A 14,686-nucleotide genomic window follows, 5' to 3' on the forward strand; every position below is an offset into this window, starting at 1 on the left:
ATCCAGACGCGTACTTGCCTGCCCTCGCCACGTCTCTGCAAAACCTAGCCATCAGTCTGGGAGATGTGGGGCGGATGACGGATGGGGTTGCAGCGATTGAGGAAGCTGTCCGCTACTTACGTGCCCTTACCGAAATCAATCCGGAAATACACTTGCCCGCCCTCGCCATGGCTCTGAATTACCTAGCTATCAGTCTGGGGGATGTGGGGCGGACGGCGGAGGGATTAGTCGTGATCGAGGAAGTCGTCCGAATCGGCCGCGCCCCCGCTCAGGCTGACCCGGAACACTTCCACGCGATTCTGCGGCAGTCTCGAAGGATCCTCGCTTGGCTTGAATCCCTTCCGGATTAACCCAGTCCACCCAGGTTGAGCGGGTACTTGGAACCGGCTCTGGAGCAAGGTGGCGAAGCGGTGTAGTGGAGTGCTGCGTCACTGTTCCTCTGAGCAGCGCTGCGGTCAGTGACCTGCAGCGCTGGGGCACGACCTGGGCCGATCCAGGCGGTCCGGACGTGCTCGGCCGGAACCGCACCGTCCGCGCCCAGCAGAGGTCTGCGCTCCAGTGAGGCGGCCCCGGCCTTAGCCATCAACCCGCTCACGTCGCCCGATACAAGATCCGGGCCACCTACGGGCCAGAGCCGGAAAAGCGCGCGATCTTGAGAAGAAGTGCCAGGTCAGTGCCGAATCAGCCGCTCAGGCACCCCGGACTGTAAATCCGTCGGCTTAGCCTACCCAGGTTCGAATCCTGGCGCCGCCACGCGATGAGGACCCCCGTCCACCTGCGGAAACGCAGGGGGCGGGGGTCTCTTCGTTGTCTGTCGGCGGTCCGGGTCGAGCGCGGGCAGAGCCCGTGTGATCCGGGCCACCCGAGCGTGCCTGGCCCGGGAGGGTGTGCCTGGTCCCGGCGGCGTGCCTGACCCAGGGTGGGCGCTGTGGCCGGCCCGAGGGGGTCTGGTCCTCGTGAGGGGTGCGGCCCGGGTGGTGTGCCCGGTCCCGGGCGCGGCCGGTGGTCAGTGGGCCATGGCCGAGTGGGTGCCGCGGCGGCCGGCGCGGCGGCCGGCGATCGTGGGGTGGGTGCTGTGCGGGGCCGCCCTGCGCCACTCCGCGCCCAGCGACTTCGCCGCGTACATCGCCTCGTCCGCGGCCCGCAGGCGGACCGAGAGCGGGGCGCCCGGGCGGTCGTCCGGGCCGCAGAAGCCGATCGACGTGCTCGGGTCCAGGGCCGTGCCGCCGACCGTGACCGGCTGGGTCAGGGCGCGGGCCAGGTCCGTGGCCGACTCGGCGTCCAGCGGGACCACCGCGGTGAACTCGTCGCCCCCCAGTCGCGCCGCGAAGCCCCCGTGTGCCCGGCACCAGGTGTCCAGGCGGCGGCCTATCGCGGACAGGACGGCGTCGCCCGCGGCGTGCCCGTGGGTGTCGTTGACGCTCTTGAAGTCGTCGACGTCCACCAGGACGACGCTGACGTCGGTGCGGCGCAGCGCGCGCTGCGCCTGGCGCGTGAAGGCGTCCCTGCCGACCAGTCCGGTCAGCGGGTCGCGGCGGGCGGTGTTGAGCTGCCGGGTCAGCCAGACCGCGTGGAGGATCCAGCCGAGGGTGGGCAGTGCGGCCATGGCCAGGAGATCGGACACGGTGAACTCCTCTGTGGCGAGGGGTGGTTGCGGCGTGCGCCTGAGCGGGAGGTGGGCGCAAGATGCGCTTATCTCCCATCTGGGGTGCACGGCGGCTGCTCGTCCACAGGGTCGTGTCGGCCAGAGGGCCTGGGGAGGTGGCCGGTTCCTGGCGGTGCGCAAGAGGTGAGTACGGAACGAGTACGGGCCGAGTACGGGGTGGGTACGGGGGCGGTGCGCGGGGTTCCGGTCAGCCCGCCCAGACCGTGCTGAGTGGCGTGATCCGCTGCGTCCGCGGGTTGACGAGCAGGATCAGCGTTCCCCACGTGCCGAACGACGTGATGCGCGTGACCCCGTCGTCCTCGCCGAACGGTCCGGTCGCCAGGTACGGGTCCAGCTCCAGTACGTCGATGACGCCGTCCAGCGCCGACTGCGCCTCCGCCGGTAACGCGGCGATCGTGTCGAAGTCGTGCGGGCCGATGCGGAAGGTCCAGTTCACGCGGCGCCGTTCCCGTCCCGCCCGGACCCCGGACCGCCCGCCTTCATCCGGGCCCGCCACGCGTCGTACGCCGCCTGGTCCTCGCCCGCCTCCTGCTCGTACTCGGGCGGCAGTTCGCCGTGCGCCAGGAAGTGCTCCCGTACCCGCTCGATCTCCGGCACCGACTCCCGGGTCCAGCGCACGGCCACCCGCTCCCAGTGGTCCAGCACGGCCGCCAGGCGGTCCCGGGGCGCACCCCCGACCTCCCGCAGGAACTCCCGCCGCAGCTCGGGGGTGGGCAGCGCGTACGCGATCCCGTCGATCGACCAGGAGTCCTCCGCGTCCATCCCCGCGATCCCGCCCCCTCGCGCCGCCGTGCCCCGTCACACCACGCCGAGCACACGGGTCCGTCACAGCCCCACCCGCCCGACGGGTCGTCACAGAGCCTAACCCGCGCCCGAGTTGCGCCGTACAGACCGCTAAGGAAGGGAAGGGGGGAGGTGCGGGGGGTAAGAGGTGGTAGGGGGAGTGGGGGTGGAGGGTCGGGGGGCCAACGCGGAGTGCGGCGGCCTCAGTTGCCCGCCACGTCCCGCACCGCGACCGCCACCGGCACAGCCCCGCCCACCAGTTCCAGCGTCAGGCCCGCCGTCCCCGGCGTCTCCACCAGTTCGGCCAGCATCGCCGCCACGTCGTCCCGGGCCACCGGTCCGCGCCCCGTCGACGCCTCCAGGCGCACCAGGCCCGTACCGGCGTCGTCTGTCAGCATGCCGGGGCGCAGCACCGTCCAGTCCAGGCCGGCCTTGCCGCGCACGTAGTCGTCCGCCGCGCCCTTGGCCCGCAGGTAGGCGTCGAAGACCTCGTCGCCCTCGCGCGCGGTGTCGGCGCCCATCGACGAGACCACCACGTAACGCCGCACCCCGGCCCGCTCCGCCGCGTCCGCGAACAGCACCGCGGCGCCCCGGTCCACCGTGTCCTTGCGCTCCACCGAGCTGCCCGGGCCCGCGCCCGCCGCGAACACCGCCGCGTCCGCGCCCCGCAGGACCGCCGCGACCTCGTCCACGGAGGCCGACTCCAGGTCCAGTACGACGGGTTCGGCGCCCGCCTCCCGCAGTGCGTCGGCCTGCTCCGGCTTGCGGATGACGCCCGCCACCTCGTGCCCGCCGGCCGAGAGCAGCCGCTCAAGGCGCAGGGCGATCTGACCGTGTCCTCCAGCGATGACAATGCGCATGTATCCGACCGTACGGCCCCGCGGCCGAACGCGCTCAGGGAAGAGGAGGGGAGCCAGGGCGGAGAAGGGGGGGCTAAAGGGGGGGCTAGGGGGAGGAGGGAGGCCAAGGAAGCGAATGGGAGCCGATCCCGCGCCGGTCCCGCGCCGATCCCTCAGACCCCGAGCCCCGCCAGAGCCCCCAACCTCCCCCCCTACGTCCCCAACCCACCCCCCGCCGCAGGCCCACCCGCGGAACCACCCGCAGGCCCACCCGCCGAGCCACCCCCCAGGCCCCCGTCCGCCCGTCCCTGTCGCGGCAGTTCCAGTGCCGCCGCCGAGTCGCAGTACTCGCGCACCGCGCTCGTCCGCGCCACCACCCGGCCCCGGTGCACCACGATCCGGCTGTACGCGAGCGAGAGCACCGCGGAGAGCCGTTCGCCGCGCACCGCGAGGAGTTCGGCCGGGAAGCCCGCCTCCACGCGGACCTCCGGCAGGCCCATCGCCTCGCGGGCCCCGCCGCTCACCGCCGCGTAGGCGTCGGCGGCGCGCAGGCCGCCCTGGGAGGCCAGCAGGTAGGCCGCCTCCAGCGGGTCGCCGCGCCCGACCGGGTTGCAGGCGTCCCGCAGCGCCCCGCTGCCGGCCACCACCCGTACGCCCGCGGCCCGCAGCAGCCGGACCGGGGCGCCGCCGCGCTGCTCGACCAGGCCGCAGCCGCCCTGGGGCAGGCAGGCCACGGTGACCCCGGCCGCCGCCAACTGCTCGGCGGTGCGCGCCGCGACGTCCCCCGGCAGCCGTGCCAGGCCCGCGCAGGGCCCGAGCACGGCGCCGGGGCGCAGGCCGGAGACCATCGCGGCGAGGCGGGCGAGCCGGGCCGGGTCGGCGCCCTCGGTGTGCAGGTCGACGGGGCAGCCGTGTTCGGCGGCGACCTCCAGGACGGCCTCGGTGTAGCCGGAGGGGTCGGGGTCGAGGTCGGGGCAGCCGCCGACCACGGAGGCGCCCATCTTCACGGCGTCCCGCAGCATGGCGAGCCCGTCGGCACCGGCGACCCCGGTGAGCAGCCGGGGCACGGCGACGGCGGCCAGGTCGGCGAGGCCGCGCAGCGAGCGCCGGGCCTGCAGGACGGCCTCCAGCGGGCCGAGGCCCTGCACCTCGTCGACGCGGACGTGGGCCCGCAGCGCGGTGGCGCCGTGGCCGAGTTGCAGCAGGGCGGCCTCGGTGGCGCGGCGCTGGACGTCCTCGGTGGCGTACGAGACGGGGCCGGGCCGGTCGCCGGAGAGCGCGGTGTCGGCGTGCGCGTGGGGTTCGGCGGGGGCCGGGAGCAGCAGGTAGCCGCTGAGGTCGACGCGGGCGGCGCCCGGGGTGAGGCTGCCCGCGGTGCCGACGGCCTCGATGCGGCCGCCGCTGAGCCGGACGTCGACGGTGCGGCCGTCGGTGAGGCGCGCCCCGCTCAGGAGCAGGGCGGCGGTGTCGGTGGTGGCGCCTTCAGGCGGCTGCGGCTGCTGGCTGTCGGCGGACAATCGCGCTCCTGCGGGGGGTACTCGGGGCGTGTGCACGTGCTGCCGCCCGCGTCAGGGGCGTACGTACAAGATCACGCAGCGTGACCCGAGCCTAGGGGTGCCCGGAGCCCGCTTCGAGGAGGAGCGCAATAGTCGTACCGGTGAGGCCACGAGTGGCGTACGGGGCGTGCGTGCCGGGGGCCGCGCGCCCTTGCGGGGAGGGGGCAGGAACGGATTTGGGCGATCGGCCGCCGACCGTGTAATGTCTTCCTCGCTCGCCCCAATAGCTCAGTCGGTAGAGCGTCTCCATGGTAAGGAGAAGGTCTACGGTTCGATTCCGTATTGGGGCTCTGGTGGAGTGTGATCCTCGCCTTCGGGCGGGGTGATCGCCTCATCAAAGCGGTGTAGCTCAGTCGGTAGAGCAAGCGGCTCATAATCGCTGTGTCACCGGTTCAAGTCCGGTCACCGCTACTGACAGTAGCCGATTGCGGGGTCGGTCCTTCGATCGGCTACTCTTGCTTGCGTTCAATCAGATAATCCGTTCGTCCAAGGAGCACTCACGTGGCTGCCACCGACGTCCGCCCGAAGATCACGCTGGCCTGCGTGGAGTGCAAGGAGCGGAACTACATCACCAAGAAGAACCGGCGTAACAACCCGGACCGTCTTGAGATGAAGAAGCACTGCCCGCGTTGCAATGCGCACACCGCGCACCGCGAGACGCGATAAACAGGCTCGTTCGCGAGGCCGTCCCCGTCAGGGGGCGGCCTCGTGGCATTTCCCGGCCCGTGCCGCGGCCCGCCGCGCGCGGCCACCGGCACCCAGTTCCGGGCACCAGTCCCAGGAGTCACAGGAGGGAGCGAGCCATGGCGCTCGACCAGTCCTTCGTCGGGCGGAGCTATCCGCCCACCGCGCCCTACGAGGTCGGCCGGGAGAAGATCCGCGAGTTCGCCGAGGCCGTCGGGGACGCCAACCCGGCGTACACCGACCCGGAAGCCGCCAAGGCGCTCGGGCACGCCGACGTGATCGCCCCGCCGACCTTCGTGTTCGCCATCACGTTCAAGGCGGCCGGACAGGTCGTCGAGGACCCGCAGCTGGGCCTGGACTACAGCCGTGTGGTGCACGGCGACCAGAAGTTCGCCTACACGCGCCCGGTGCGGGCGGGGGACCGGCTCTCGGTCACCTCGACGATCGAGGCGGTCAAGTCCATGGCGGGCAACGACATCGTGGACATCCGCGGCGAGGTCCACGACGAGAGCGGCGAGCACGTCGTGACCGCCTGGACGAAGCTCGTCGCGCGCGCGGCGGAGGAGGGCTGACCATGACGGCGAAGATCGCTTTCGACGAGGTCGAGGTCGGTACGGAACTGCCCGCGCAGAGCTTCCCCGTGACGCGCGCCACACTCGTGCGGTACGCGGGCGCCTCGGGCGACTTCAACCCGATCCACTGGAACGAGCGGTTCGCCAAGGAGGTCGGGCTGCCGGACGTGATCGCGCACGGCATGTTCACCATGGCCGAGGCGGTCCGCGTGGTGACCGACTGGGCCGGCGACCCGGGCGCCGTCGTGGAGTACGGCGTGCGCTTCACCAAGCCCGTGGTGGTCCCGGACGACGACGAGGGCGCGGTCATCGAGGTCAGCGCCAAGGTCGCGGCCAAGCTCGACGACAACCGGGTCCGGGTGGACCTGCTCGCGACGGCCGCGGGCCAGAAGGTGCTGGGCATGTCCCGCGCCGTGGTCGCGCTGGCCTGAGGCCGGCGCGAGCGACAGAACGCACGAGAACGGCCCCGCCCTGACCGGCGGGGCCGTTCTCGTACCGTCTCGTACGCTAGGGCGCGTGCAGGCACTCCACGACGCCCCCCTCGCCCCCCTGACCACCTTCCGGCTCGGCGGTCCCGCCGGCCGGCTCGTGACGGCCACCACCGACGACGAGGTCGTCGCGGCCGTGCGCGAGGCCGACGCCGCCGGGACCCCGCTCCTGGTGATCGGCGGCGGCTCCAACCTCGTCATCGGCGACCGGGGCTTCGACGGCACCGCCCTGCGGATCGCCACCCGCGGCTTCGCGCTCGACGGGACCCGCCTGGAGCTGGCCGCCGGCGAGGTGTGGAGCGACGCGGTCGCCCGTACCGTCGAGGCGGGCCTGGCGGGCGTCGAGTGCCTGGCCGGGATCCCCGGCTCCGCGGGCGCCACCCCGATCCAGAACGTCGGCGCGTACGGCCAGGAGGTCTCCGCCACCATCACGGAGGTCGTCGCCTACGACCGCGTCGCCGGGGAGACGGTCACGCTGTCCAACGCCGAGTGCGCCTTCTCCTACCGCCACAGCCGCTTCAAGCAGGACCCGGAGCGCTACGTCGTGCTGCGCGTGCGCTTCGCCCTGGAGGACGCGGGCGGGCTCTCGGCGCCGGTGCGGTACGCGGAGACCGCGCGGGCCCTCGGCGTCGAGGTCGGCGACCGGGTCCCGGCCGCCGACGCGCGCGAGACCGTGCTCAAGCTGCGCGCGGGCAAGGGGATGGTGCTGGACGAGGACGACCACGACACCTGGTCGGCCGGGTCCTTCTTCACCAACCCGATCCTGACCGAGGCCGAGTACGCCGCCTTCCTCGGCCGGGTCCGCGAGCGCCTCGGCGAGGAGGCCGCGCCGCCCGCCTACCCGGCGGGGGAGGGGCTGACCAAGACCTCGGCGGCCTGGCTCATCGACCGGGCCGGCTTCACCAAGGGGTACGGCTCCGGGCCCGCCCGGATCTCCACCAAGCACGCGCTCGCCCTGACCAACCGGGGCGCGGCCAGCACCGAGGACCTGCTCGCCCTGGCGCGCGAGGTGGTGGCCGGGGTGCGCGAGGCGTTCGGCGTGACCCTGGTGAACGAGCCGGTCATGGTGGGCGTCCGGCTGTAGGCCGAGTCTCCCCGGCGGCCGGTCAGTACGCGACCCCCACGCCCTGCTTCACCGTCCCCGGATCGTCCAGGGCCGCCAGCATGGCGTGCGCCGTGTCCGCGCGGCCCAGGGCGCGCCCGCGCGGCGGGGTGCCGCCGACCACCGTGCGGTAGCGGCCGGTCAGCGGGCGGTCCAGCAGCCGGGGCGGGCGCACCGAGGTCCAGTCGGTGGCGCCGCGGGCCAGCTCGGCCTCCATCGCCCGCAGGTCGGCGTAGACGTCCTTCAGGGCCGCGCCCACCGCGGCCAGCATCATCCGGTCGAGCAGCGGCTGGCCCTGCGGCACGGGCCCCAGCGGGGCCGCGCTGACCACCACCAGCCTGCGCACGCCCTCGGCCTCCATCGCGGCGAGCACCGCGCGGGTGAGGGTGGCCGCCACCCCCGCGTCGGCGCGCCTGCGGGCGCCCAGGCCGGAGAGCACCGCGTCGCGCCCGGCCACGGCGGGCCGCAGCGCCTCCGGGTCGCGCAGGTCGGCGCGGAACACCTCCAGGCCGTCGCCCGTGACCGTGAACCGGGCGGGGTCGCGGACCACCGCCGTCACCCGGTGCCCGGCCGCGAGGGCCTGGCGCACCACCTCCTGGCCGATGCCGCCGGTGGCACCGAACACCGTGAGCTTCATGACGCACTCCTCCTCAGGGGTCGCCGCATGGGGTGGGTGAGTATTCACTCACCCCCTGACATCCCTAGAGTGGGGAGGCGCACACCGTCCCGTCAAGCCTGGTTGGTCACCCCATGCAGCAGTCCACGACCCAGCCCCCGGCCCGCGTCCGCGTCGTCGACGCCGCCTACGAGCTGATGCTCACCATCGGCCTCGCCCGCGCCACCACCAAGGAGATCGCCAAGGCCGCGGGCTGCTCGGAGGCCGCGCTCTACAAGAGCTTCGCCAGCAAGGAGGAGCTGTTCGTCACGGTCCTCGCCGAGCGGCTGCCCCGGCTCGCCCCGCTGGTGGACGCCCTCACCGAGGACCCGGGGGAGCGGTCCGTGGAGGAGAACCTGACCGCCATCGCGCGCCGGGCCGCCGAGTTCTACGCCCAGAGCTTCCCGATCGCCGCCTCGCTCTACGCCGACCCGCGCCTCAAGCGCCGCCACGACGAGGCGCTGCGCGCCCTCGGCAGCGGCCCCCACCTGCCCATCAGGGGCGTGGACCGCTACCTGCGCGCCGAGCAGGCCGCCGGGCGGGTGCGCGCCGGGGCCGACACCTACGCGGCCGCCTCGCTGCTGCTCGGCGCCTGCGCGCAGCGCGCGTTCGCGTACGACATGACCGAGGACGGCCGGCCGCCGCAGGAGCTCGACGACTTCGCCGCCTCGCTCGCGCGCACGCTCATCGGCGGACTGGGCTGAGCCGGGCCGCGCCGGTCAGCTCGCCAGCCAGTCGTCGATGCCCGCCAGGAGCTTCGCCTTCACCTCGTCCGGCGCGGCCGAGCCGCGCACCGACTGCCGTGCCAGCTCGGCCAGTTCGGCGTCCGTGAAGCCGTGGTGGGCGCGCGCGATCTCGTACTGGGCCGCCAGGCGCGAGCCGAACAGCAGCGGGTCGTCCGCGCCCAGCGCCATCGGCACCCCGGCCTCGAAGAGCGTGCGCAGCGGCACGTCCTCCGGCTTCTCGTACACCCCCAGCGCCACGTTGGACGCCGGGCACACCTCACAGGTCACGCCGCGGTCGGCGAGCCGCTTGAGCAGCCGGGGGTCCTCCGCGGCCCGCACGCCGTGGCCGATGCGCGACGCGTGCAGGTCGTCCAGGCAGTCCCGTACGGAGGAGGGGCCGGTCAGCTCCCCGCCGTGCGGGGCCGCGAGCAGGCCGCCCTCGCGCGCGATGGCGAAGGCCCGGTCGAAGTCCCGGGCCATGCCGCGCCGTTCGTCGTTGGAGAGCCCGAAGCCGACGATGCCGCGGTCCGCGTAGCGCACGGCGAGCCGGGCCAGGGTGCGGGCGTCCAGCGGGTGCTTCATCCGGTTCGCGGCGACCAGCACGCGCATCCCGAGCCCGGTCTCCCGGGAGGCCGCGTCCACCGCGTCCAGGATGACCTCCAGCGCCGGGATCAGCCCGCCGAGCCGGGGCGCGTACGAGGTCGGGTCGACCTGGATCTCCAGCCACCCCGAGCCGTCCCTGACGTCCTCCTCGGCGGCCTCGCGCACCAGCCGGTGGATGTCGTCGGCGTCCTGCAGGCAGTTGCGGGCGGCGTCGTAGAGCCGCTGGAAGCGGAACCAGCCGCGCTCGTCGGTGGCGCGCAGCTTGGGGGGCTCGGCGGAGGTCAGCGCGTCCGGCAGCGTCAGGCCGTGCCTGTCCGCGAGCTCCAGGAGGGTGGCGGGCCGCATCGACCCGGTGAAGTGCAGGTGCAGGTGGGCCTTGGGCAGCAACCGCAGATCTCGAACGTGCTCCATTCCAAGATCTTGCCGCACCGCGCCGCCGTACGGCAGCCCCTTTCCCCGATCGGGACCTTGCCCGAACGCAGGAACGGGCCCCCGAGGGGGCCCGTTCCCTGGTCGTCGCGCGGTGCTCAGTCGCGCGCTTCCGCCAGCAGCTTCTGGATGCGCGAGACGCCCTCGACGAGGTCCTCGTCCCCGAGCGCGTACGAAAGGCGCAGGTAGCCCGGGGTGCCGAAGGCCTCGCCCGGCACCACCGCGACCTCGGCCTCGTCCAGGATCAGCGCGGCCAGCTCCACCGAGGTCTGCGGGCGCTTGCCCCGGATCTCCTTGCCGAGCACGCCCTTGACCGAGGGGTAGGCGTAGAACGCGCCCTCGGGCGTCGGGCAGACGACCCCGTCGATCTCGCTGAGCATCCGCACCATCGTCTTGCGGCGCCGGTCGAAGGCCTCGCGCATCGTCGCCACGGCGTCCAGGTCGCCGGAGACGGCGGCCAGCGCGGCGGCCTGCGCCACGTTGGAGACGTTGGAGGTGGCGTGCGACTGCAGGTTGGTCGCCGCCTTCACCACGTCCTTGGGGCCGATGATCCACCCCACCCGCCACCCGGTCATCGCGTACGTCTTGGCGACGCCGTTGACCACGACGCACTTGTCGCGCAGCTCGGGCAGGACCGCGGGCAGCGAGGTGAACGTCGCGTCCCCGTACACCAGGTGCTCGTAGATCTCGTCGGTCAGCACCCACAGGCCGTGCTCGACCGCCCAGCGGCCGATCTGCTCCGCCTCGGCCTCGCCGTAGACCGAGCCGGTCGGGTTCGACGGGGAGACGAAGAGGACGACCTTGGTGCGCTCGGTGCGCGCCGCCTCCAACTGCTCCACGGAGACCTTGTAGTCGGTGGTCTCGTCGGCCACGACCTCCACCGGCACGCCGCCGGCCAGCCGGATCGACTCGGGGTACGTCGTCCAGTACGGGGCCGGGACGATGACCTCGTCGCCCGGGTCCAGGATCGCCGCGAACGCCTCGTAGATCGCCTGCTTGCCGCCGTTGGTCACCAGGACCTGCGAGGCGTCGACCTCGTAGCCGGAGTCGCGCAGCGTCTTCGCGGCGATCGCGGCCTTCAGCTCGGGCAGGCCGCCGGCCGGCGTGTAGCGGTGGAACTTGGGGTTCCTGCACGCCTCGACGGCGGCCTCGACGATGTAGTCGGGCGTCGGGAAGTCGGGCTCGCCCGCGCCGAAGCCGATCACCGGGCGCCCGGCGGCCTTGAGGGCCTTGGCCTTGGCGTCGACGGCGAGGGTCGCGGACTCGGAGATCGCGCCGATGCGGGCGGACACCCGGCGCTCGGTCGGAGGAGTAGCAGCGCTCATGCGGCCCATCGTCCCAGACCCGCGAAGGCCCGGGCGCACCGGTTTCGCAGGGTGGACAGGGTGCGGCCAGGACCGGACGGGGCCGCGGACACGAACGGTCAGGACCGGTCCCGGGCGTGAGCTGTTCGACGAAGGGGCCTGTGACCACGTACACTCACTGCTCGTTGGCCCCTCACCGACCACGTCCGCGGATGCGGTAGGTTGGGGAAACCACAAAGGGTCGTAGCTCAATTGGTAGAGCACCGGTCTCCAAAACCGGCGGTTGGGGGTTCAAGTCCCTCCGGCCCTGCTACACACACCGCCAGGCTGTGTGCGCATGTACGTACTTCATTGCACCGCCGTGCGGCTCCACCCGGGCGCGGCACGGCCACGACCCGGAATCAGGTGAGAGATCGTGACGGACGCCGTCGGCTCCATCGACATGCCTGATGCGGAAGACGAGACCGCGGAGTCCAAGAAGGCTCGCAAGGGCGGCAAGCGCGGCAAGAAGGGCCCCTTCGGCCGCCTCGCGGTGTTCTACCGCCAGATCGTCGCCGAGCTCCGCAAGGTCGTCTGGCCCACGCGCAACCAGCTGACGACGTACACCACCGTGGTGATCGTGTTCGTCGTCATCATGATCGGTCTCGTCACCGTGATTGACTACGGCTTCCAGAACGCCGTCAAGTACGTCTTCGGCTGATCCCGCGGAGGGCGCCCACGCGGCGTCCCTTTCGCACGTTCCACCCCATCTGTATCCAGGAAGAAGCAGCCACCGTGTCTGACCCGAACCTGAACGACGCCATCGAGTCGGTTGAGTCCGTGGAGGACGAGCTCGACATTGTCGAGGCGGCGGACGCTGTGGACCCTGACGAGGCCGAGCTCGCCGACGAGGCTGCCGGTGAGGCCGCCGAGGAAGCCGCGCTGCACGTCGAGGACGACGTCGAGGTCGAGGTCGAGGCGGACGAGGACGACGTCGAGGCTGAGGCCGAGGTCGAGGCTGACGTCGAGGACGAGGACGAGGACGACACCGAGGACGTCGACGACGCAGAGGCCGACGAGGACGCCGAGCCCGTCGCGGACGAGGCGCCGGCCGCTCCGGTCGACCCGGTCGAGGCCCTGCGCACCGAGCTGCGCGGCCTGCCCGGCGAGTGGTACGTGATCCACACCTACGCGGGCTACGAGAAGCGCGTGAAGGCCAACCTGGAGCAGCGCGCCGTCTCGCTGAACGTCGAGGACTTCATCTACCAGGCCGAGGTCCCCGAGGAAGAGATCGTCCAGATCAAGAACGGCGAGCGCAAGAACGTCCGGCAGAACAAGCTGCCCGGCTACGTGCTCGTCCGCATGGACCTGACGAACGAGTCCTGGGGCGTCGTGCGCAACACGCCGGGCGTCACCGGCTTCGTGGGCAACGCCTACGACCCGTACCCGCTGACCCTGGACGAGATCGTCAAGATGCTCGCCCCGGAGGCCGAGGAGAAGGCCGCCCGCGAGGCCGCCGAGGCCGAGGGCAAGCCGGCTCCGGCCCGCAAGGTCACCGTCGAGGTCCTGGACTTCGAGGTGGGCGACTCGGTCACCGTCACCGACGGCCCGTTCGCCACCCTGCAGGCGACGATCAACGAGATCAACGCCGACTCCAAGAAGGTCAAGGGCCTCGTCGAGATCTTCGGTCGCGAGACCCCGGTCGAGCTGAGCTTCGACCAGATCCAGAAGAACTGATCCTCACAGGTTTCCGATCCAGGTCAGAGGGCCCTCACGGGCGCTCTGACCTGCTCGGTTTTTAGCCGCACACCTATACCCGTTATCGTTGTGCGGTATGCCTCCATCCGGATGAACCGGATGGCGGGCTGAACACTCTCACTAGGACCCGGAGAGAGCAATGCCTCCCAAGAAGAAGAAGGTCACGGGGCTTATCAAGCTCCAGATCAACGCTGGTGCGGCCAACCCGGCCCCGCCGGTCGGCCCCGCGCTGGGTCAGCACGGCGTCAACATCATGGAGTTCTGCAAGGCCTACAACGCCGCGACCGAGTCGCAGCGTGGCATGGTCGTGCCGGTGGAGATCACGGTCTACGAGGACCGTTCCTTCACCTTCATCACCAAGACTCCGCCGGCCGCCAAGCTGATCCTCAAGGCCGCGGGTGTGGACAAGGGCTCCGGCGAGCCGCACAAGACCAAGGTCGCCAAGCTGACGGCCGCCCAGGTCCGCGAGATCGCCACGGTCAAGCTCCCCGACCTGAACGCCAACGACCTGGACGCCGCGTCGAAGATCATCGCCGGCACCGCCCGTTCCATGGGCATCACGGTCGAGGGCTGATCGTCCCCTCCCGGTGACCCTCGTGGTCCCGTGACCCCAGTGGTAGGGCCAGCGCCGGCCCGCACCACGACTCCACACCTGAACCAACAGGAGAAGAAGTGAAGCGCAGCAAGGCTCTCCGCGGCGCGGACGCCAAGATCGACCGCGAGCGGAACTACGCTCCCCTCGAGGCCGTCCGTCTCGCCAAGGAAACCTCCGCCACCAAGTTCGACGGCACCGTCGAGGTCGCCTTCCGCCTGGGCGTCGACCCGCGCAAGGCCGACCAGATGGTCCGTGGCACCGTGAACCTCCCGCACGGCACCGGCAAGACCGCCCGGGTCCTGGTCTTCGCGACCGGTGACCGTGCTGCGGCCGCGGAGGCCGCCGGCGCCGACATCGTCGGCTCGGACGAGCTCATCGACGAGGTGGCCAAGGGTCGTCTGGACTTCGACGCCGTCGTCGCCACCCCGGACCTCATGGGCAAGGTCGGCCGCCTGGGCCGCGTGCTCGGTCCGCGTGGTCTGATGCCGAACCCGAAGACCGGCACCGTGACCATGGACGTCGCCAAGGCCGTCACCGACATCAAGGGCGGCAAGATCGAGTTTCGCGTGGACAAGCACGCGAACCTCCACTTCATCATCGGCAAGGTCTCCTTCGACGAGACCAAGCTGGTGGAGAACTACGGCGCGGCCCTGGAGGAGATCCTCCGTCTGAAGCCGTCCGCCGCGAAGGGCCGCTACATCAAGAAGGCGACCCTCACCACCACGATGGGCCCCGGCATCCCGCTGGACTCCAACCGCACCCGCAACCTCCTCACCGAGGAGGACCCGGCCGCCGTCTGATCCTGACGGCAGTCGCGGGCTTCGCGTACTGAGAGCCGGCCCCGGCACCTCCTCGGAGGCGCCGGGGCCGGCTTCTGCGTACACTGCGCGGCCCGGTGGGCCCGGGAGGGGGCTCGGGGCCGCTCCGGGGCTGGTGGGGGGCCTCACG

The 14,686-nt window shown here is 72.2% G+C and carries 18 protein-coding genes and 4 tRNA genes; 14 read left to right on the top strand and 8 right to left on the bottom strand.

The features are described from left to right. Together ABT160_RS25990 and ABT160_RS25995 are read left to right on the top strand one after the other, a co-directional pair. Positions 1-350: hypothetical protein (locus tag ABT160_RS25990; RefSeq protein WP_502984301.1), on the top strand; the 350-nt coding region annotated here is incomplete at its 5' end. A 319-nt stretch (positions 351-669) separates the two neighbouring features. Then, positions 670-753, top strand: a tRNA-Tyr gene (locus ABT160_RS25995). 253 nt (positions 754-1,006) lie between these two features. On the opposite strand, the gene ABT160_RS26000 is transcribed toward ABT160_RS25995, so the two are convergent. From ABT160_RS26000 to ABT160_RS26020, 5 genes are all read right to left on the bottom strand, one after another. Further along, positions 1,007-1,624: a GGDEF domain-containing protein gene (locus ABT160_RS26000; RefSeq protein ID WP_351650217.1), complete on the bottom strand. Its 618-nt coding sequence runs from the start codon at positions 1,622-1,624 to the stop codon at positions 1,007-1,009. Between the two features lie 229 nt (positions 1,625-1,853). After that, positions 1,854-2,102 (bottom strand): hypothetical protein, encoded by a 249-nt coding sequence (locus ABT160_RS26005; protein WP_351650218.1) that lies wholly within the window; start codon positions 2,100-2,102, stop codon positions 1,854-1,856. After that, on the bottom strand, positions 2,099-2,428 hold the full coding sequence (locus ABT160_RS26010; protein WP_351650219.1) for a hypothetical protein: 330 nt from the start codon (positions 2,426-2,428) through the stop codon (positions 2,099-2,101). The genes ABT160_RS26005 and ABT160_RS26010 overlap by 4 nt, the downstream gene beginning before the upstream one ends. Positions 2,429-2,652: 224 nt before the next feature. Next, positions 2,653-3,309 carry an SDR family oxidoreductase gene (locus tag ABT160_RS26015; RefSeq protein WP_351650220.1) on the bottom strand — a complete coding sequence of 219 codons (657 nt, stop codon included), beginning with the start codon at positions 3,307-3,309 and terminating at the stop codon, positions 2,653-2,655. A gap of 191 nt (positions 3,310-3,500) precedes the next feature. Continuing rightward, the gene (locus ABT160_RS26020) at positions 3,501-4,805 is read right to left on the bottom strand and encodes an amidohydrolase family protein (protein ID WP_351650221.1); all 1,305 of its coding nucleotides are present in this window, start codon (positions 4,803-4,805) and stop codon (positions 3,501-3,503) included. A gap of 256 nt (positions 4,806-5,061) precedes the next feature. Between ABT160_RS26020 and ABT160_RS26025 the strand changes: the two genes are divergently transcribed. The 6 genes from ABT160_RS26025 to ABT160_RS26050 all read left to right on the top strand — a co-directional run bounded on the left by ABT160_RS26025 (position 5,062) and on the right by ABT160_RS26050 (position 7,672). Then, positions 5,062-5,134, top strand: a tRNA-Thr gene (locus ABT160_RS26025). A gap of 48 nt (positions 5,135-5,182) precedes the next feature. Further along, positions 5,183-5,255: transfer RNA gene (locus ABT160_RS26030), tRNA-Met, on the top strand. 90 nt (positions 5,256-5,345) lie between these two features. Further along, positions 5,346-5,510, top strand: coding sequence for a 50S ribosomal protein L33 (gene rpmG / locus ABT160_RS26035; protein ID WP_003948671.1), 165 nt, complete (start codon positions 5,346-5,348; stop codon positions 5,508-5,510). Positions 5,511-5,647: 137 nt separating this feature from the next. Further along, positions 5,648-6,100 (top strand): FAS1-like dehydratase domain-containing protein, encoded by a 453-nt coding sequence (locus ABT160_RS26040; protein WP_351650222.1) that lies wholly within the window; start codon positions 5,648-5,650, stop codon positions 6,098-6,100. A 2-nt stretch (positions 6,101-6,102) separates the two neighbouring features. Further along, positions 6,103-6,531 carry a MaoC family dehydratase gene (locus ABT160_RS26045; RefSeq protein WP_351650223.1) on the top strand — a complete coding sequence of 143 codons (429 nt, stop codon included), beginning with the start codon at positions 6,103-6,105 and terminating at the stop codon, positions 6,529-6,531. Between the two features lie 85 nt (positions 6,532-6,616). After that, a complete protein-coding gene (locus ABT160_RS26050; protein ID WP_351650224.1) occupies positions 6,617-7,672 on the top strand; it encodes a UDP-N-acetylmuramate dehydrogenase in 1,056 nt (351 codons plus the stop codon). A gap of 22 nt (positions 7,673-7,694) precedes the next feature. Here the strand turns inward: ABT160_RS26050 and ABT160_RS26055 are convergent, their stop codons facing one another. Next, positions 7,695-8,327 carry an NAD(P)-dependent oxidoreductase gene (locus ABT160_RS26055; RefSeq protein ID WP_351650225.1) on the bottom strand — a complete coding sequence of 211 codons (633 nt, stop codon included), beginning with the start codon at positions 8,325-8,327 and terminating at the stop codon, positions 7,695-7,697. Between the two features lie 113 nt (positions 8,328-8,440). On the opposite strand from ABT160_RS26055, the gene ABT160_RS26060 reads away from it, so the two are divergent. Then, a complete protein-coding gene (locus ABT160_RS26060) occupies positions 8,441-9,049 on the top strand; it encodes a TetR/AcrR family transcriptional regulator (RefSeq protein WP_351650226.1) in 609 nt (202 codons plus the stop codon). A 15-nt stretch (positions 9,050-9,064) separates the two neighbouring features. Here the strand turns inward: ABT160_RS26060 and ABT160_RS26065 are convergent, their stop codons facing one another. After that, positions 9,065-10,084 (bottom strand): adenosine deaminase, encoded by a 1,020-nt coding sequence (locus ABT160_RS26065; protein ID WP_351650227.1) that lies wholly within the window; start codon positions 10,082-10,084, stop codon positions 9,065-9,067. A 116-nt stretch (positions 10,085-10,200) separates the two neighbouring features. Then, positions 10,201-11,427: a pyridoxal phosphate-dependent aminotransferase gene (locus tag ABT160_RS26070; protein ID WP_351650228.1), complete on the bottom strand. Its 1,227-nt coding sequence runs from the start codon at positions 11,425-11,427 to the stop codon at positions 10,201-10,203. Between the two features lie 216 nt (positions 11,428-11,643). Here ABT160_RS26070 and ABT160_RS26075 point away from each other — a divergent pair. The 5 genes from ABT160_RS26075 (at position 11,644) to rplA (ending at position 14,538) form a co-directional block, all read left to right on the top strand. Beyond that, positions 11,644-11,716 (top strand) — tRNA-Trp (locus tag ABT160_RS26075). Between the two features lie 105 nt (positions 11,717-11,821). Then, positions 11,822-12,106, top strand: coding sequence for a preprotein translocase subunit SecE (gene secE / locus ABT160_RS26080; protein WP_351650229.1), 285 nt, complete (start codon positions 11,822-11,824; stop codon positions 12,104-12,106). 74 nt (positions 12,107-12,180) lie between these two features. Beyond that, positions 12,181-13,122 (top strand): transcription termination/antitermination protein NusG, encoded by a 942-nt coding sequence (gene nusG / locus ABT160_RS26085; protein ID WP_351650230.1) that lies wholly within the window; start codon positions 12,181-12,183, stop codon positions 13,120-13,122. A 160-nt stretch (positions 13,123-13,282) separates the two neighbouring features. Then, entirely contained in the window at positions 13,283-13,717 is a 435-nt protein-coding gene (gene rplK, locus ABT160_RS26090; protein WP_030318720.1) for a 50S ribosomal protein L11, read from the top strand. A gap of 98 nt (positions 13,718-13,815) precedes the next feature. Then, complete coding sequence (rplA, locus tag ABT160_RS26095) at positions 13,816-14,538, top strand: 50S ribosomal protein L1 (RefSeq protein ID WP_351650231.1); 723 nt, start codon at positions 13,816-13,818, stop codon at positions 14,536-14,538. Positions 14,539-14,686 lie beyond the last annotated feature (148 nt).

It is taken from the genome of Streptomyces sp. NPDC001941 (assembly GCF_040296945.1).
Taxonomy (GTDB): domain Bacteria; phylum Actinomycetota; class Actinomycetes; order Streptomycetales; family Streptomycetaceae; genus Streptomyces.

Coding starts and splice junctions, on each gene's coding strand:
- ABT160_RS26070 (WP_351650228.1), bottom strand. CDS start 11,427: ATGAGCGCTGCTACTCCTCCGACCGAGCGCCGGGTGTCCGCCCGCATC.
- ABT160_RS26065 (WP_351650227.1), bottom strand. CDS start 10,084: ATGGAGCACGTTCGAGATCTGCGGTTGCTGCCCAAGGCCCACCTGCAC.
- ABT160_RS26010 (WP_351650219.1), bottom strand. CDS start 2,428: ATGGACGCGGAGGACTCCTGGTCGATCGACGGGATCGCGTACGCGCTG.
- ABT160_RS26055 (WP_351650225.1), bottom strand. CDS start 8,327: ATGAAGCTCACGGTGTTCGGTGCCACCGGCGGCATCGGCCAGGAGGTG.
- ABT160_RS26045 (WP_351650223.1), top strand. CDS start 6,103: ATGACGGCGAAGATCGCTTTCGACGAGGTCGAGGTCGGTACGGAACTG.
- rplK (WP_030318720.1), top strand. CDS start 13,283: ATGCCTCCCAAGAAGAAGAAGGTCACGGGGCTTATCAAGCTCCAGATC.
- ABT160_RS26015 (WP_351650220.1), bottom strand. CDS start 3,309: ATGCGCATTGTCATCGCTGGAGGACACGGTCAGATCGCCCTGCGCCTT.
- ABT160_RS26040 (WP_351650222.1), top strand. CDS start 5,648: ATGGCGCTCGACCAGTCCTTCGTCGGGCGGAGCTATCCGCCCACCGCG.
- ABT160_RS26060 (WP_351650226.1), top strand. CDS start 8,441: ATGCAGCAGTCCACGACCCAGCCCCCGGCCCGCGTCCGCGTCGTCGAC.